This is a genomic window from Halobellus sp. Atlit-38R (assembly GCF_003665925.1).
In the GTDB taxonomy this organism is placed as follows: Archaea; Halobacteriota; Halobacteria; order Halobacteriales; family Haloferacaceae; genus Haloquadratum; species Haloquadratum inordinatus.
Genome location: NZ_QXIJ01000002.1, coordinates 227,146 through 244,385 on the forward strand (window position 1 = coordinate 227,146; position 17,240 = coordinate 244,385).

Genomic DNA, 17,240 nt, shown 5'->3' on the forward strand with positions numbered 1-17,240 from the left:
AACTGCGGAATCGAGGCGGCTACTCTTCGGCCGCCAGCGACGCCAAGAGCGCTTCCAGTTGGACCCGTTCGTTCGCGCCCGCAGTGATTCGGTAGTCGGCCTCGCCGATCCGTTCCATCAGGCGGATCGTCGTCCGCTCGTCGAGGTCGAAGTCCCACGCCGAGCGGTGGAGCTGGTCGATGATGTCGCCGCCGGCCATCCCGGTGTCGACGAGCAGCGTCTCCAGGCGGCCGCGCGCGGTCGCGAAGTCGCCGTCGATAGCGGCCTGTACCATCTCCTCGATGTCCTCCGGACGCGCGGTCGAGGTGATCAGATAGACGGCCTCCTCGTCGACCACCTCGCCCGTCGTCGCCGCCGCCTGCAGGGAGTTGATCGCGCGGCGCATGTCGCCGCCCGCAGCGTACACGAGCGCGTCGAGGCCGTCCTCGGTCACCTCGATACCCTCGGTCTCGGCGATGTCTTCGACCTGCTGCCGGATGGCGTCGTCAGAGAGCGGCGAGAACCGGAAGACGGCACACCGCGACTGGATCGGGTCGATGATCTTCGAGGAGTAGTTACACGAGAGGATAAAGCGCGTGTTGTCGGAGAACTGCTCCATCGTCCGGCGCAGGGCCGACTGAGCGTCGTCTGTCAGCGAGTCGGCCTCGTCGAGGAAGATAATCCGGTAGTCGTAGCCGCCGAAGGAGGACCGCGCGAAGTTCTTGATGCGGTCTCTGACGACGTCGATCCCGCGCTCGTCGGAGGCGTTCAGTTCGAGGAAGTTGTTCCGCCAGTCGTCGCCGTAGATCGCGCGGGCGATTGCGGTGGCCGAGGTGGTCTTGCCGATGCCCGCAGGACCCGCAAAGAGCAGGTGTGGCAGATCGTCCTGCGCGACGTAAGACTGCAGCCGTTCGACGATCTCCTCTTGGCCGTAAATATCCTCGAGAGTCTCGGGCCGGTACTTTTCGATCCAGATCTCACGCCCCGCCGGAACGTCCTCGGACGAGTCGGCCTCACTCATACGCGTGAGAGGGATCCGCCGACCCATAAACCACCCGCGTTCCGTCGCGGTCCACCCGGTCCATCACCGGGCACTTCGACCGCGCGGAACGAAACCGGCAAGCCCGCGAGCGCCGAACGGGACGTATGCGCGTGACAGTCGAAGTCGTCGGCGAGGGCGAGCAAGCAGTCGACGTCGACGACGACGAAACGTACGCCGACGTCGTCCGGGCGGTCGGCTACTCGCCCCACGAGGTCTCTGTCATCGTCGACGGCACACCCGTCCCGGAGGACCAACCGGTCGAATCCGCCCACGTGCGGGTCTTACGACTGATCAAAGGCGGGTGAACCGGCCAGAGCCGGATGCTCGCGTCGTTCGAACGTAATCTTAACCCCCGCCGCCTATTCCCCGACGTGACACACGCCGTCCGCGAGGCGACGCCGGCGGACGCCGACGACGTCGTCCGCCTGCTCGACGCCGCGATGCTCGAAATCGATCCCGAGCGGGTGCGCCGTCGAATCGCCGCGGGCGACGTCCTCGTCGCCACTGTGACCGAACACGGGGCAGAGGGTCGAGAGCGGACCGAAGCGTCCGACACAGACCGGGTCGACGACAGTGGCGACACCGCCGAGAACGACGGGGCTGACGCACCGGACGACCGGGTCGTCGGCGTCTGCGTGCTCGCTCGCGTCGATAGTGCAGACGATGCAGGCAAGTGTAGTCGAGCACTCGCTGCGGACGACCCCGATCCGACCGAGATCGAACAGATCGCCGTCCACCGGTCGCGCCGCGGTCGTGGGATCGGGAGCCACCTCGTCGACGCCGCCGCCGAGCGAGCAGACGGACCGCTCGTCGCACGCTTCCACGAGCAGGTGCGTCCGTTTTACGACGCGATCGGGTTCGAGATCGTCGACGGCGGGGGAAGTGACGGAGAAATCGAATCGGGAAGAAGTGACGGAGAGGCCGATGCGGGAACCGACGACGAGGAGACAGACCGAGCGGAGGACCGCCGCGACGACCGCCTCTGCGGCGTGCTCAGATGAGCGGCGCGACGAGTTCCCGACCCGCCGACAGCAACGCGTCGGCGCGGTCTCGGCTCTGCGCTTCGGCGTAGATTCGCATCTTCGGCTCGGTTCCGGACGGCCGAACGAGGAGCCACGACCCGTCCTCCAGGAGGAGTTTGAAGCCGTCGAGCGTCACGACGTCGGCGATGTCGCGGTCGGCGACCCGCTCGGGCAGGGCGTCGTCGAGGTCGTCGATGACGCGCTGCTTCTCGGCGTCGGGACAGTCGAGGCTGATCTTGTCCGCGACGATGTCGCCGTGGGCTGTGAGCAGGCGGTCGACGCGGGCGTCCATCGCCTCCTCGCTCGCGGCGGCGGCCCCGAGCAGGCTCATCAAGACGCCGTCTTTCTCGCGGATGTGCCCGCGGATCGAGAAGCCGCCGGACTCCTCACCGCCGATGAGGGCGTCGTGCTCGGCCATCGCCTGCGCGACCCACTTGAAGCCGACGGCGGTCTCGAACACGTCCTGGCCGTGCGCCTCGGCGATCCGGTCGATCAGGAACGTCGTCGAGACGGTCCGGATCGCCGGGCCGGCGTCGGATTCGAGGAGGTAGTCGTAGGCGGCGGCGTAAAAGAGGTTCTCGTCGAGGTGGCCGCGCTCGGGCGTCACGAACGCGACGCGGTCGGCGTCGCCGTCGTTCGCGATGCCGAGGTCCGCGTCGTGGGCGTCGACCGCCTCGACGAGCGGTTCGAGATTCTCCGCGCTCGGTTCCGGCGGCGTCCCGCCGAAGTCGGGATCACGTTCGTCGCGGATGCTGACGACCTCGGCTCCGGCCGACCGGAGGAGTTCGTCGGTGACGCCGCGGCCCGACCCGTGCATCGCGTCGTGGACGACCGTGAGCCCCGAGAGGTCGGCGTCGACGAGTTCGCGGGCGTGCTCGGCGTGCGGCGTCACGACGTCGACCGTCTCGATCGTGCCGTGTTCGGATTCCGGGAGGAGGTCCGGTTCGGCGAGGCGCGCGGCGACCGCGTCGGTCACCTCGGGGAGCGCGGGCGCGCCGTCGTCGGGGATGAACTTCACGCCGTTGTACTCCGGCGGATTGTGCGACGCCGTCACCATCAGCGCGCCCGAGAGCCCGCGGTCGACGATCGCGTAGGCGACGAGCGGCGTCGGCCGGTCGCGCTCCGGCAAGAGCACGTCGAAGCCGTTACCCGCCAACACCGCCGCGAGCGAATCGGCGAACCCCTTCGAGGTCGCTCTGGCGTCGTAGCCCACGAAGACGGGGTCGTCGTAGCCCTCGTCCGAGAGGTAGTCTGCGACCGCCTGCCCGACGATCCGCACGCGCTCGTCGGTGAACGTGTCGAGGGTCGCGCGCCACCCGTCCGTGCCGAAGGAGATCGCGTCCATATCGGTCCGTCCTCGTCAGCGACCAAAAAGGTGCGGCGAAGCGGCCACTTGGACGACGGAACGGCCGACCGACGGACGGGCTCGCATCTGACACCCGCCGCGCTTTTCGCCCTCGGTCCCGGAGTGAGTACAATGATCTCGGTCGTCGCAGTCTGCGGCAGTCGGCGCAGGATGAGTTACACCAGAAAGTCGCTCGAATTGGTGCTCGAAGCCGCCCGCCAGGAGGGCGTAGAGACGGAACTGCTCGACCTCGGGGCGGTCGACCTTCCGCTGTATCATCCCGACGTCGACGAGCAGGGCGACTCCGCGCGCCTGACGCGAATCGTCCGCGACGCCGAGGCCGTCGTCGTCGGCTCACCCGTCTATCACGGGTCGTACTCGTCGGCGTTCCGCAACTTCCACGATTACTGTTCGAAAGACGAGTACCGGGACACCGCCGTCGGCCTCGTCGCGACCGCGGGTGGCGGCTCCTACGGCGCGACGCTCGAACATATGCGGAGCACGATCCGCGGCGTCTACGGTCACACGGTGCCCGAACAGGTGGGGATCCGACGCGCCTCCGAGAAGTACGACGGCGACACGCTCACCGACGTCGACGTCGCTCGCCGACTGGAAGAACTGGGCGTGGCCGTCGTCGCCGAGGCGCGGCGACTCCATCCCGAGGCCGTCTCGGAGTAGTCCGACCTAGCGTCGTCGCCGATTCAGCCACCCCGACGTGTCGATTAGTCCAGCCCGACCAGCCGCTCCTTCTGGGCGCGAGAGAGCTGTTTGATCTCGTACTCGCGAGACATCGCGGCCGACTTCGAGGCGAAGGACTCGACGTGGACGAGGTCGACCGGCGTCCGTCCTCGCGTGTACTTCGCGCCCTCGCCGGCGTCGTGTTCGGCGACGCGGCGCTCGACGTCGGTCGTGTAGCCCGTGTACAGCGAGCCGTCGGCACACTCCAAGACGTAGACGTAGTGGTCGTCAGTCATCGTCGACAGCACACGTTGGGTGGCGAGAGCGGCGGGTGCGAGGTCACTCGACGTCGATCGTCTCGACGACGTCCGCGAGCGCGGCGCTGTCGGGCGAGGCGTGACTCACCGCGAGCGGCGAGACGCTGACCGAGGCGTCGACGAGTGCCCGGCGATCGCTGCCGACGGGGTAGCGCTGTCGGTGCTCGTCGGTCGGCGGGAACGGGCTCTCCCAGCCGACGACGCCGGGCCACGTCCGGTCGTGGAGACGGACGAGGCGTTCGTCCTCGGTCAGTTGGCCCTCGTGGTCGTCGACGTCCACCGGGTCGGCCGGTTCGACCTCCTGCTCGTAGTCGTGGTGCGGCTCAGTGAGGATGACCGGCGGCGAGGAGGCGTCCACCGGGGCGTTGACGTTCAGCAGGTCGACGTCGTCGTAGACGCCGGATTCGAGCGCTCGGGCGACGAGTCGCCGCGCGATCCGTGCCGGGCGCGCGAAGTCGTACTCCTCGGGCGGCGAGAGGAAGAAGTCCGTCGAGTGATACGCCGAGATGGCGAGCGCGGGGGTGCCGAGGAACGCCGCTTCGATACCCGCGCCGACCGTCCCGGAGCGGCCGACGACGTAGTTGCCGGCGTTCGGCCCGTTATTGACGCCGGAGACGACGACGTCGAAGTCCGTCTCCAGGCCGCGAAGGCCGTAGGCGACGCAGTCTGCCGGCGTACCCGAGAGCGCGTAGCCCCACGGGTGATCGCGGATGACGGCGGTGTGGCTCCGCGTCCGTCCGACACCGCTCTGATTGCCGTCCGGCGCGACGACGGTGACGTCGCCGAGGGCGGTGAGTTCGGTTCGGAGCGTGGCGATGCCCGGCGCGTCGATGCCGTCGTCGTTCGTCAACAGGATCTGGGGGCCCTCACTCATTGCAGAGAACGTTCGTGGAGAGCCAAGTAGCCCTTCCGGTCCCGCTGTCGAGCGAACGCTGTCGCTCTCGGGGACGTAGGAATTGTGATCGGACGGGGGTTCAGCCGTCCGATAGATACGGAGTACGGCTTCGCGTGGTGGTCTATTTCCGCTTCAGTGGTCACGCTGTGCGGGTTCGACGTCGCGCGACCTCCGCGATACCCGCGTTCGCCGAGCAGTTTGGACAGGCGAGGAGTCGCCCGTACTCGTCGGCGAACACGCGTGCGAAGCGATCGGAGACGTGTGACCCGCAGTGGTCACAACTTGGCATGCGTGTGTCCGGCAGCCACCATTGCCGGTATCTGCGCTACGAGCGCACGGCATATATGGCTTCCCGCGCACGCGCGCGAGAGTGCAGAACGTCCAGAAATGGGCCACAAAATCGACCGTTTGTTTGGGGGTTTGTGACACAGGTCGGAAGCGGGCTCGCGGTCGAAGACCTCGCCGTACTGGACTTCACTGCGAGCGGGCGTCACTGACGGCGCGAGCGACGAGGCCCGCCTGCGTCCCGGCGACGAAGCCAGCATCGACGTTCACGACCGAGAGGACCGTACAGGACTGCAACATCCCCGAGAGCGCCGCGCCCCCGTCGCCGCCGTGGCCGTAGCCGGTCGAGACGGGGAGTCCGATAACCGGCGTGTCGACGAGGCCAGCCACGACGGTCGGAAGCGCGCCTTCGCGTCCGGCGGCGACGACGAGGACGTCGGCCGCGCGGAGCACGTCGAGGTGATCGAGGATACGGCCGAGGTGCGCCACGCCGACGTCGTCGACGCGTTCGACGGTTGCTCCCATCGCGTCGAGGACGGTCGCCGCTTCGCCGGCCACCGCCGCGTCCGCCGTCCCGCCGGTGACGAGCCCGACCGTCGCATCGAGCGTCGGCGGGTCGAAGTCGGACCGTTGTGCGACCAGCGTTCGCGCGCGCTCGTCGTGCGACAGGTCGATCGAAGCGTCGACCTCCTCGGCGACGGCGACGACGTGGTCCTCGGAGACACGCGTGATGAGCGCCCGGCCGGTCGAATCGAGGGCGGCAGCCGCGAGCACGGCAACCTCCGCCGGTGTCTTCCCCTCGGCGAGGATGCCCTCGGGCGCGCCGCGTCGCTGCTCACGAGCGGCGTCGAATCGACCCGCATCGGTGGTGACGTACCCCGCCAACTGCGCCTCGGCCTCCGTCGGCGAGAGGTCGCCCGCCGCGACGGCTTCCAGTACTTCGCGCATACGAACCACTCCGGGAGTGAGCGTCACGTACCTGTCGTTTCGTACTGTCGGATAGAGCTGTTTTCAGGATAGCCATCGCCAGAGTGACGAACTTCGCTACAGACGTCCGACAGTCCCAGCGCGTCTCACTGCGGGCGACTCGGCGACGACCGAATCGAGCGGTCGGTCACCCGATGTGGGCCCGCTTGTGGCCCGTATCGCCCAATATCGAAAGGAAGGGTTAATGTGCCCCCCGAGTATATAAATCATTCCCATAGGAAACCCCATAGACGACCCGTATGGACGGAGACGCCGGCGTTTTGGAAAATATTTTTATATAGTGCCGATATAGGAGGACGTGTATGGCAGACCTCATTGTCAAGGCAGCCGTCAAGGAAGCGCTCCAGGACAAGAACGTCGCTTCTGACTTCTACGATGCACTCGACGCAGAAGTGAACGAACTGCTCGAAGACGCCGCCCGTCGCGCGGAAGAGAACGACCGCAAGACGGTCCAGCCCCGCGACCTGTAAACCGGCGATTCGATCCCGATTTTTTGTGGCCACGACGCCGACCAGCGATAGCGCCGCCGATCGTAGCGGCCCCGATACCGACAGCGACCGGCGATAGCGCCGCCGACTGCTCGAACAGCGGTCAATACACGGTAACGAACCCGGCTACTCCCGAGTACGGACGTCGACGCCGTCGTCTGTCCCCACGTACGCCTCGTCGACGAGATCCACGAAGAGCCCGTGTTCGACGACGCCCGGGAGCCGGGAGAGGTCCCGTGCGAGTCCGTCGGGATCGTCGACCGTGCCGAACTCGCAGTCGAGAACCAGATTCCCGTTGTCGGTGACGACCGGTCCGTCCTTGCGCTCGGCCCGACGGAGCGCCGCGTCCCCGCCGAGATCCGCGACGTCGCGTTCGACGGCCGCCCGGGCGTCTGGGAGCACTTCGACCGGCACCGAGCGCGAGAGCGTCTCGACGACTTTCGTGGGATCGGCGACGACGACGAAGCGGTCCGCCGCCGCGTCGACGACTTTCTCGCGGGCGTGGGCCGCGCCGCCGCCTTTGATCGCCGCCAGGTTTCGATCGAGTTGGTCCGCGCCGTCGATCGCGACGTCGACGCCGTCGATCTCATCGAGCGAGCGGAGCGGAATCCCCGCTTCGCGGGCGAGCGCACGGGAGTCGAACGATGTCGGGACGCCGCGGACGTCGAGACCGTCCGCGACCGCCCGGCCGATCGCGCGGATCGCGTGCGCGGCCGTGCTGCCGGTGCCGAGGCCGACGACGTCGCCGTCGGAGACGAGTTCGGCCGCGCGTTCACCCGCGCGTCGCTTCTGGTCGTCGGTTCCGCCGGTCGTCTTCATACGCGTCGTCTCGGCGACGCGCGGCACAAAGCTTCCGCTCCGCAGTCGGTGGCATTCGACAGCGGCGCTGGTGCCGGCCCTACAGTCGCTCTACGACGGCGTCGGCGTCGTACGCCAACGACAGCGACCGCGATCGGCCGCGACCGTCGATGTCGGCGTAGTCGGCGTCGACGACCCCGAGGCGGTCCAGTTTGTTGACGATCTCGGAGTAGCGGGTGTAGCCGAGGCCGGTCTCCTCGCGGAAGGCTTCGTACACCTCTCCGGCCTGACCGCCGTCGTGTTCGGCGACGACGCGGACGAGGTCGCGCTCGCGATCCGAGAGACCGCGGAGACTCCGCGAGAGGTGGACGTACTTCGACTTCTCGTAGGCGGCCTCGACGTCCTCGACGGCGACGGTGCGACTGGCGCGCATCTCCGCGTGGAGTCCGGCGCGGCGCAGGAGGTCGATCCCGACTCGGAGATCGCCGCTCTCGGCGGTGAGTTCGGCGACGCGGTCGAGTTCGGGCGCGCCCACGACGCCTTCGTGGAAACCGCGACGGGCGCGCTCGCGGAGGATGTCGACGATCTCGTCGACGTCGTAGACGGGGAAGTACACCTCCTCGGGCCGGAAGACGCTCTGGACCCGCCCGTCGAGTTCGTCGATCACGTCGAGCGAGAGGTCCGAGGAGATGACGACGACGCCGATTCTGGCACCCGAATGCGCCTCGTGCGCCCGGAGGAGCGAGTAGAGCGTATCGGAGGCCTCGTTCTCGTAGAACAGATAGTTCACGTCGTCGAGGGCGACTGCGAGCACCTCGTCTTCTTCGACCAGTCGGTCGGTGATCTGTCCGAACAGTTTCTTGAACGAGATGCCCGAAGAGGGCGGTTCGTACTCGAAGATGTGCTCGAAGATACGCGAGAAGACGGCATAGCGCGTCGAGTCGACCTGACAGTTGACACGAACGGTCTCGACGCCGCCCTGCGCGCCGAGTTCGCCGAAGAGTTTCTGCACCGCGGTCGTCTTGCCCGTTCCCGGCGGCCCGCGGACCATCGTGTTCAGGGGGCGCGAGCCACGGACGGCGGGTCTGAGTGCGTACTTCAGACTCTCCAGTTGACTCTCGCGGTGCTCGAACGTCTCGGGGACGTAGTCGATCTCGAAGACGTGTTCGTCGCGGAAGACGGACTCGTCCCACGACAGCATCCCCTCGTCGGGGTCGTCCCTCATCGATTCAACCACGTCGAGGAGTCTACTTAACGGTTCCCCAGGCGACGGATGTCGTAGCGTTTGCAACTGATCGCACAGCCGGTCGGTTCGCTGTCGTGCGATCGGGCGCGTCAAAACGGTGCAAACGCTACGATAGTGCCGCCGACCGAAAGGACCTGCTCACTCGGTGACGAGCCGGAACACGCGGTAGACGGCGACGAAGCCAACAGCGAGTGCGACGAGACCGACGGCGAGCGCGGTGTGCGACGCCGAGCCGCGGAGGTACGGGCCGATGCCTGCAAAGGCGATCGAGAGGCTGATCGCCGCGAGTGCGAGGTAAAACAGGATGAGCATCGCCGCCCCCAGTACGTCCCAGATCGCGTCGCGGGTGGCGCGATAGACGAGATCGTAGGTGGCGTCGCTGTCGGGCGCGAGCGGCGCGTCACGGCTCTCCTCGTCGGCGGACGTTTCGGGGGCCATACGTGTTCGTTCGCCGAACTGAATGAAAAATCTCCGCTCGGAAGTGGGTCGAATCAGAACTTCCGCAGCAATCGGTCGTAGAAGCCCGATTCGTCGCCGTCGGCCAGTTTCTCGACGATGAGTTCGGGCGTCGAGCGCGCGAGGTGGTCTTTGACCGGCGATCGGTCCACCACGAGTTCGCCGTCTTCGAGGCCCAGCGCCTGGATGCCGTCGACGGCGACGTCGAAGTCCGCGGCGTCGCGGATCTCGCCCGCCAGGTGGGAGACGAAGACGGCCGTCGCGGCCTGTTCGTCGAGCGCCTCCAGGATGCCGGCGACGATCTTCGCGGACGCGCCGGGTTCGGTGATGCTCTCCAGTTCGTCGACGAGGACGAGCCGGTTCGTCGCGCCGTCGGCCAGGCTTCGGAAGTCCCGCAGCGTGCTCTCGAACGCCCCAGCGTCGAGCGTCCCCTGCGTCTTCGCGTAGTAGTGCAGCTCCGAGAAGCGTTCGAGTTCGACGCGCTCGGCGGGGACGGGCAGCCCCATCTGCGCGAGAACGACGACGAGCGCAACGAGGTCGAGCGTCGACGTCTTCCCGCCGGAGTTGACGCCCGACAGCAACGTCGCCCCCGAGACGCCGTAATCGACGGGGTCGACCTCGGCGAAGGCGACGTCCAAGAGCGGCGAGCGGCCACCCTCGACGACGAAGCCGTGGGCGTCGCTCGCAGTCCCGCCTTCTCGCCCGGTTCCGCTCGGGTCGGTGTCCAGTCCGTCCACGAACTCGGGGAGCGTGCAGTCGAAATCGTCAGCGAATCGGGCGACGGCATATTCGACGTCGACTTCGAGCGCGTCGCGGACGAGCGCCTCGACGGGGTCGCGAAGCGCCGAGAGATCCGCCGCGAGTTCGCGCTTGAGGCGGGCGGCCCGGCGGTCGCGGCCCGCTTTGAGTTCCGTGCGGAGCCGCGAGACGACCGACGACTCGTGTTCGACGGGAAACGCGGGGTCGTTCGGGAAGGCCCGCTCGGCGAAGTCCGCCTCTTCGGGACGGAGGTCGAGCGCGTCGACGAGGTGCTCACGCGCGGCCGCGACGGCGTCGTCGTACTCGTCGTCGAGTTCGCGATCCAAGAGTGAATCGACGCGCGCACCCTGTTCGACCAGCGAGAGGAAGTCCGTTCCCTCGATGGTGACGTCACGCTCGCGGATCGCGTCGCGGAGGCGGTCGTTGGCGACGGACTCGGCGGTGGCGACCGTGGCATCGAGGTCGTCGACCGCGGTGGTGAGGCGATCCAGTTCCGCGTCGCCGACGATCGTCCCGTCGTCGTCGAGCCGAGCGAGCGCGTCGCGGAGGGCGTCGAGATCGCACGGTGCGTCCATACCGGCCGCCTCGTGCACTTCCGCGGCCGCGAGGATCCGCGAGCGGTTCTCCGCGAAGAACGCCAGAACGCGCTCGGGGACGATCTCGTCGGGGTGGTCGAGCGCGTCGGGACGCACGCGGACGTCGCCCTCGACGTCGACGCCGGCGAACTGCTCGTCGAGGGCCACGACAGTCGAGTACGAACGGGCGAGTTCGGCGAGTCCGCGGGTGTCCTCGACGACTTCGACAGAGAGTTCCGGAAACGCCCCCTCGGCCGCCGCGAAGCGCTCGGCGTCGGCCGTGGCGAGACAGCGATCGCGGACGCGACGAGGCGACGGCGGTGCGAGCGGTTCGACGCCGTCGAGCGCGTCGAGAGCCGCGGGGTCGGGATCGCGCTCGGTCGCACGGTCGACGAACGCCCGGACCTCCGCGATCCGCGAGGCCGACTGCGTCGGGTAGAGCGTCGCGACGCGCTTTGCGGCGTAGTCGGTGACGGTCCGCTCACGGAGGAGGCCGAGGACGTCGTCGTAGATCTCTCGGGCCCGATCGGTCGCAAGAAAGCCGCCGTCGTCGTCGTGTCGGCGGCGGATCGCCCCGCGGGCGACGGCGGCCGCCCGTCCTTCCGAGAGCCCTGGTGCGCGAGCCAGCGTCGCCACGTCGCCCTCGCTGAGTGCCCGTTCGGCGTCGTCGAGTTCCGACAGCGCCGCTGCCGTCTTCTCGCCGACCCCCGGGATGGCCTCGAACTCCATTCGAGGATGCCTTCGCTCGCGATCGGACAAAACGTTACGGGTGTGCGGCTCAGATGACACGGCCCGATCCGCCGCGGCGTCTACGACAACGTGCTTTTGAGACTGCACCCGGTAGTGCGGGTATGCGAACCGAGACGGGTGCGGACGCCGACGTCGACGCCGCTGTCAAGACGACTGGGAGCGAGGACGCCGACGCACAGTCGGTGACGGAGAAAGCAGCGGCGGTCCGCGAGTCGCTCGGCGAACGCGACGGCGTCCTGATCGCGTTCTCCGGCGGCGTCGACTCCGCGGTGGTCGCCACCTTGGCGCACGACGCGCTCGGCGACGACGCGGTGGCGTGTACCGCCAAGTCGGAGACTCTCCCAGCGGCCGAACTCGACGACGCCCGCCGCGTCGCCGACGAGATCGGCATCCGCCACGAGATCGTCGAGTTCTCCGAACTCGACAACCCCGACTTCGTCGTCAACGACGGCGACCGGTGTTATCACTGCCGGACGATGCGACTGGGCCGGATGTACGAGGCGGCCCGCGACCTCGGGATCGGGACGGTCTGTGACGGGACCAACGCTTCCGATCCCGGCGAGGGGCACCGACCGGGACTTCGCGCCGTCGACGAACTCGACGTCCGCTCACCGCTCCTGGAAGCCGGCATCGAGAAAGACGAAGTCCGCGCGATCGCCGAGGAGTGCGGACTCTCGGTCGCGGACAAGCCCTCGATGGCGTGTCTCTCCTCGCGGATTCCCACGGGGCTCGAAGTGACGACCGAGCGACTCACGCGCGTCGAGAAGGCCGAGCGCGTGCTCCGGGAGTGGGGCTTCTCGCAGTTCCGCGTCCGCGACCACGACGGTCTCGCGCGGATCGAGATCGCCGCCGACGAACTGGAGGCGGCGCTCAATCACGACTTCGTCGTCGCCGCGCGCGAGCACCTCACGGATCTCGGCTTCGAGCACGTGACGCTCGATCTCCACGGGTATCAGACCGGCAGCGTCAGTCCAGCGGGCGAGGACGAGCAGGGCGACGCCGACGGCGACGAGTCGGACGACGAACCGCTCGTCGAAGACGTGTTCGCGGCCGAGTACCCGACCGCCAGCGAGTGAAGTCGCGGCAGCCGGTAGTCGGAGCGTTGTGGCCCTGATTCTATCCGTCCGGAAGGGCACGGAGATCCAAGAGCTCAGGCCGCACGATCTTCGCGGGCCGCAAGCAGCAGACGAAGCACCTCGTAGCCGAGCACCAACCCGACCGCGATCCCGCCGGCCAGCGCCGGGCGAAGATTCAGCTCAGTGACCCACTGGAGGAAGGCCGGATCGGGGCTACCGAGATACCCCACGACGACGGCGAGCAGCCACACCGGACGGCGGGCAGTGTCGACCGCGAGACGGGCCCGCAGCATCCGCCGCGAGCGGCCGTAGCGGCGCAGGAGGAGCGACACGAGTTCGAACACCCCGACGAGGACGCCCGCGATGATCAAAGGCGTGTAGACCGCGAGGCCGTTGGCCGTGAGCGTCTCGACGGCCACCGAGGGAAGAAGGTCGTAATAGCCCGTCGGAGCCGGCAGGGAACTGAGAAGGTACCCGACGAGGGCTGCGAGCACGGCAGCATAGGGGCGGCGGGCCGCCAGTCCCTCCGCGGTGGGAGCCAGCGACCCTCTCCCGGTCCACCGCAGCACGAACAGCGTCCCCTCGAACAGCGTGATCATCGTCGCGCCGATGATGATCGGGGCCATCCCGGTCGGGTCGGGGCTGACGAGGAACGCGAGGCCGAGGAACGTCCCCCAAAAGAGGAGGCGGCGGTCTTCGAGCCACCGCCGCGTGACGAGGTTCATCATAATCGCCAGCATCACGAACAGCGGGATCTGGAAGATGATGGCGTTGTACCCCATCAGGATGAGGATGAGGTTGAACGTCTCCTTGAGGCCGAACGCCACGAGCGCCGTCCCGGTGGTATAAGAGGTGAAGTACGCGAAGATCGCGGGGAGGACGAGGAAGTGCGCGAAGGAGATGCCGACGAATGCGAGAATCAGGCTCGTCGGGACCGCAGCGAGGTAGTAGCGCCGTTCTTTGGGGTACAGTCCCGGTCGCATAAACAGATACGTCTCGTAGACGAACGCCGGTAAGCCGACCACGAGGCCACCGAGCGCGGCGACCTTCAGTTCGGTCAAGAGGAGTTCGAGCGGGCCGTACACGCGCGGTCGGCGGTCGACCATCTCCGGCGCGCCGGGGATGTGCTTGTTCCAGAGGAAGTCGATGACCTCGGTGGAACTGACGAGGTTCAGACCGAACGCGGAGTTGACGAGGTCGGCACCGGGATACAGCAGGAGCGTGACGATGCCGCCGATCCCGAGGACGACCGCCAGTCGGCGGATCATCTCCTCGATGTGAGCCGCAAGCGGCATCTCCTCGTCGCTCTCGGGGCCTTCGGAGACGAATCCCTCGTCGACGCCGGGCTCTGAGATCTCTGCGGCCCCGGGGCCGGGACCGGCCTCTGCGTTCGCCGGGGCGCCGCCGTCCGTGTCGGCGACGGCCGGGTCGTCGCCGACGGCCGCTTCGGGGGCAGCGGCGTCGGGATCGAAGGTCGCAGGGGCCGGATCATCAGTATCGGCGTCCGAGTCGGTCGTATCCGCGTCGACGTCAGGGTCCGACGTCGCGGAGTCGGGGTCAGGCGTTTCGGAGTTGGCGTCGTCAGCCGGCGCCGTGTCGTCGGAGTCTCCGTCACCGGTGGGCGAATCGTTCAAATCGCCGTCTTCGGACTCGCCGTCTTCGGAGTCACCGGCATCATCGTCGGCCGTCAGTTCGTCGACCGTCGCCGCCGCATCGACTTCGGCGGGTGATTCGGCATCGATGGACGAGTCGGCGTCGCTATCGGCGTCAGGAGACGAGTCAGAATCGCTATCGGCGTCGGTGGACGCACCAGGTCCCGGTTCGGAGTCGTCGTCGGACGCGGTTTCGGAGTCGTCGCCTGATTCTGCGTCCGAGGCTGAGTCGTGAGCAGACGATTCGGGCACGTCGTCGGCCGCAGACGGCGCTCCGTCGGTGTCGGACTGCGCCGCGTCGTCCGGGGACGAGTCGGCGCGAGATGAATCCGCGGCAGCGTCTGACGAGTCTGCATCGGCCGTAGATGCGTCGGCATCGGGCGTCTGGTCCGCGTGCTCCGAATCGTCGGCCATTCACCAGAGTTTCGCCGCCCGGATCTTATAGGCCTTTCCGCATCGGCGCGTTGCCGTGCGGCCTCCGTCCACCAGTAAGACGGCGACGGCCGGCCGCCGCGGCCCGGACGCGCCGGCGCGGCGGTCGAAAAGATTGATAACTGCGAGCGGGCTCACTTCACGTATGTCTAGCGCGCTCGACGACGACACGAGAGAGACACTCGACGCCGGGCGGGAGACCGCCGGCGCGATGCTTCGAGCCGCGCAGAAGGACCTCCAGAAAGTCTTCATCTTCTTCCTGATCGGCTTTCTCGGCACGTTCTACGCGCTCCGGCTCTTCGTGTGGGACTTCTTCAAACGGGTCACGAGAGCCCAGATGTCCGCACAGGTGAGCGGCGAGGTCTCGATCATCGCACAGACGCCGTTCGACGTCATCCTCTTGCAGGCGAAGATCGGTCTCGCCGTCGGGGTCATCCTCGCCGCACCCGTATTCGTCTACTTCGCCAGAGACGCGCTGAAAGTGCGCGGGTTCTGGCCCTCCTCGCCGGTCCCCGTCTGGCAGCTCGTGCTCATTCTCTCCGGGATGGTCGGCCTGTTCGTGCTCGGCGTGGCCTACGGCTACTACGTCTTCTTCCCGTTCACGTTCGCCTTCCTCGCACAGAACGCCATCGCCGCCGGGTTCACGCCGACGTATTCCATCGTCAAGTGGGCGCAGTTCATCTTCCTGCTCACCGTCTCGTTCGGTCTCGCGAGTCAACTCCCGCTCGCGATGACCGGGCTCTCGTACGCCGAGATCGTTCCCTACGAGACCTTCCGCGACAAGTGGCGCCACGCCGCCGTCGGTGTCTTCGCCGCCGGCGCGATGTTCACGCCGCCGGACCCGTTCACGCAGATTATGTGGGCGATCCCCGTCCTGACGCTCTACGCCGTCAGCCTCTATCTCGCGAAGATCGTCACCACCGCTCGCCGCGGCAGCGAGCAGATGGACGTCGCGGGGACGGTCAGCGCCCACTGGAACTCGATCGCGGGTGTCGGCGTCGTCGGCGGACTCCTCGTCTACGCCTTCTTCGAGCGCGGGGGCGTCGGCTATCTCAATCAGGGACTCGACGTTATCGGGAGCGACTACGTCGTCTTCGCGCCGGAGTCGACGGCGCTGCTCGGGCTCTACGTACTCGTCGCGGCGGTTCTGGCTGCCGCCGTCGCCGTCGGCTACTTCGTCTATCAGGACATCGACGACCTCGCGGTCGTAGAGGCCGGCATCGGCGATCCGACCGCCATCGACCTCGCCGACCTCGACGTTCAGGGCGTCCGCTCGGCCCCACCGGAAGTGTTCGCCGCGATGGACGAAGACGAGGCGATGGCGGCCGCGGGCGACGCGCTCGACGCCGGCGACAAGGCGAAAGCGCGGGCCATCGTCGACCGCTTCGACCAGGACGGTGGTGCGGACGGGGACGCGGACGCCGAGGCGGCCGACGGCGACGCAGCAGCAGCGTCGGGGGAAGCCGCGAAGAGCGGCGGTTCCTCGATCAGTGACCGGGCCACCCGCGCCGGCAGCGCCTTCTTCGAGGAGTTCACCGGCGGCGACGAGGAGGACGCCACAGAGTCGGAGGCGGAGGCAGACGAGAGCGACGCCGAAGACGACGACTTCGAGGGGTACTACACCGACCTCGCGTTCATCCTCGACTCCGTCACCTCGAACGCGTTCCGCATCGTCGGGGTGTTTATGACCGTGCTGGCGGTCACGTTCGGCTGGCTCTACACCGGCGGGATCAAGCGCGTCTACGAGGATTTCCTGCGCCGCCTGCCCGCGCAGGTCCGGCCCGAAGAAGTGCTCAACGTCGTCGCGCTGCACCCGATGGAGGCGCTCGTGTTCGAGGTGAAGTTCTCGACGATCGTCGCCGCGCTCGTGACGGCCCCGCTGCTCGCGTACTACGCGTGGCCGGCGCTCAGAGAGCGCAACATCGTCAGGCAGCGCCGTCGTGCGATCTTCGTGTGGACGGGCGCGCTCACGGCGGGGCTGATCGGCGGCTTCGTCCTCGGGTACACGACGATCGCGCCCTCGGTCATCTCCTGGTTGGTCAACGACGCGGTCCAGGCGAATATGGTGATCGCCTACCGCATCACCAACTTCTTCTGGCTCATCTTCTTCACGACCGCCGGCATCGGCCTCCTCGCAGACGTCCCGATCCTGATGATCCTGCTCAACAGCGCAGGCGTCGGTTACGAGACGATGCGGGGGCGCTGGCGCGAGGTGACCGTCGGCATCCTCGCCGTCGCGGCGCTTTTCACCCCCGCGGACGTGCTCACGATGTTCCTCGTGACCATCCCGCTGATGGTCGCGTACGGAATCGGACTGGGCGTCCTGTTCGTGATCACGCTCGGCGGACGGCGTGATCTCGCGCCGTCCCGCAGCGCCGAGATCTAACTCGAACCGGCACACTCGGCGCTGACTGGCGACCCACAGCGGATTTCGTGATCGGCGGAGTCGATAGCGAAC

General features: G+C 67.7%; 15 protein-coding genes and 1 pseudogene. 6 read left to right on the forward strand and 10 right to left on the reverse strand.

What is annotated here, in order from left to right; all coding sequences use genetic code 11:
* Positions 1-19: 19 nt before the first annotated feature.
* Positions 20-1,000 (reverse strand): replication factor C small subunit, encoded by a 981-nt coding sequence (locus tag D3D02_RS03735; protein ID WP_121568639.1) that lies wholly within the window; start codon positions 998-1,000, stop codon positions 20-22.
* Positions 1,001-1,125: 125 nt separating this feature from the next.
* On the opposite strand from D3D02_RS03735, the gene D3D02_RS03740 reads away from it, so the two are divergent.
* Positions 1,126-1,326: a ubiquitin-like small modifier protein 2 gene (locus D3D02_RS03740; protein ID WP_121568640.1), complete on the forward strand. Its 201-nt coding sequence runs from the start codon at positions 1,126-1,128 to the stop codon at positions 1,324-1,326.
* A 66-nt stretch (positions 1,327-1,392) separates the two neighbouring features.
* Positions 1,393-2,022 (forward strand): GNAT family N-acetyltransferase, encoded by a 630-nt coding sequence (locus D3D02_RS03745; RefSeq protein ID WP_233560575.1) that lies wholly within the window; start codon positions 1,393-1,395, stop codon positions 2,020-2,022.
* Here the strand turns inward: D3D02_RS03745 and D3D02_RS03750 are convergent.
* Positions 2,015-3,388: a phosphoglucomutase/phosphomannomutase family protein gene (locus tag D3D02_RS03750; protein ID WP_121568641.1), complete on the reverse strand. Its 1,374-nt coding sequence runs from the start codon at positions 3,386-3,388 to the stop codon at positions 2,015-2,017. The two genes, D3D02_RS03745 and D3D02_RS03750, sit on opposite strands and share 8 nt — an antisense overlap.
* Positions 3,389-3,520: 132 nt before the next feature.
* Here D3D02_RS03750 and D3D02_RS03755 point away from each other — a divergent pair, with 132 nt between their 5' ends.
* On the forward strand, positions 3,521-4,066 hold the full coding sequence (locus D3D02_RS03755) for an NADPH-dependent FMN reductase (RefSeq protein WP_121568642.1): 546 nt from the start codon (positions 3,521-3,523) through the stop codon (positions 4,064-4,066).
* Positions 4,067-4,110: 44 nt separating this feature from the next.
* On the opposite strand, the gene D3D02_RS03760 is transcribed toward D3D02_RS03755, so the two are convergent.
* From D3D02_RS03760 to larB, 3 genes are all read right to left on the reverse strand, one after another.
* Positions 4,111-4,362: a GIY-YIG nuclease family protein gene (locus D3D02_RS03760; RefSeq protein WP_121568643.1), complete on the reverse strand. Its 252-nt coding sequence runs from the start codon at positions 4,360-4,362 to the stop codon at positions 4,111-4,113.
* A gap of 43 nt (positions 4,363-4,405) precedes the next feature.
* Positions 4,406-5,257, reverse strand: coding sequence for a 5'/3'-nucleotidase SurE (surE, locus tag D3D02_RS03765; protein WP_121568644.1), 852 nt, complete (start codon positions 5,255-5,257; stop codon positions 4,406-4,408).
* 495 nt (positions 5,258-5,752) lie between these two features.
* Entirely contained in the window at positions 5,753-6,511 is a 759-nt protein-coding gene (larB, locus tag D3D02_RS03770; RefSeq protein ID WP_121568645.1) for a nickel pincer cofactor biosynthesis protein LarB, read from the reverse strand.
* 341 nt (positions 6,512-6,852) lie between these two features.
* Between larB and D3D02_RS03775 the strand changes: the two genes are divergently transcribed.
* Entirely contained in the window at positions 6,853-7,020 is a 168-nt protein-coding gene (locus D3D02_RS03775) for a DUF1931 family protein (protein ID WP_121568646.1), read from the forward strand.
* Positions 7,021-7,164: 144 nt separating this feature from the next.
* Here the strand turns inward: D3D02_RS03775 and rpiA are convergent, their stop codons facing one another.
* The 4 genes from rpiA to D3D02_RS03795 all read right to left on the reverse strand — a co-directional run bounded on the left by rpiA (position 7,165) and on the right by D3D02_RS03795 (position 11,601).
* Positions 7,165-7,857 carry a ribose-5-phosphate isomerase RpiA gene (rpiA, locus tag D3D02_RS03780; protein WP_121568820.1) on the reverse strand — a complete coding sequence of 231 codons (693 nt, stop codon included), beginning with the start codon at positions 7,855-7,857 and terminating at the stop codon, positions 7,165-7,167.
* A 79-nt stretch (positions 7,858-7,936) separates the two neighbouring features.
* A complete protein-coding gene (locus tag D3D02_RS03785) occupies positions 7,937-9,061 on the reverse strand; it encodes an ORC1-type DNA replication protein (protein ID WP_121568647.1) in 1,125 nt (374 codons plus the stop codon).
* 159 nt (positions 9,062-9,220) lie between these two features.
* Positions 9,221-9,520: a hypothetical protein gene (locus D3D02_RS03790; protein ID WP_121568648.1), complete on the reverse strand. Its 300-nt coding sequence runs from the start codon at positions 9,518-9,520 to the stop codon at positions 9,221-9,223.
* 53 nt (positions 9,521-9,573) lie between these two features.
* The gene (locus tag D3D02_RS03795; RefSeq protein ID WP_121568649.1) at positions 9,574-11,601 is read right to left on the reverse strand and encodes an endonuclease MutS2; all 2,028 of its coding nucleotides are present in this window, start codon (positions 11,599-11,601) and stop codon (positions 9,574-9,576) included.
* Between the two features lie 122 nt (positions 11,602-11,723).
* On the opposite strand from D3D02_RS03795, the gene larE reads away from it, so the two are divergent.
* Positions 11,724-12,698 carry an ATP-dependent sacrificial sulfur transferase LarE gene (gene larE, locus D3D02_RS03800; protein ID WP_121568650.1) on the forward strand — a complete coding sequence of 325 codons (975 nt, stop codon included), beginning with the start codon at positions 11,724-11,726 and terminating at the stop codon, positions 12,696-12,698.
* 551 nt (positions 12,699-13,249) lie between these two features.
* Here larE and D3D02_RS03805 read toward each other — a convergent pair.
* A pseudogene (locus tag D3D02_RS03805) lies at positions 13,250-14,764 on the reverse strand (twin-arginine translocase subunit TatC); the annotation flags it as partial.
* A gap of 163 nt (positions 14,765-14,927) precedes the next feature.
* Between D3D02_RS03805 and D3D02_RS03810 the strand changes: the two are divergent.
* On the forward strand, positions 14,928-17,168 hold the full coding sequence (locus D3D02_RS03810) for a twin-arginine translocase subunit TatC (RefSeq protein WP_121568651.1): 2,241 nt from the start codon (positions 14,928-14,930) through the stop codon (positions 17,166-17,168).
* Positions 17,169-17,240: the final 72 nt, after the last annotated feature.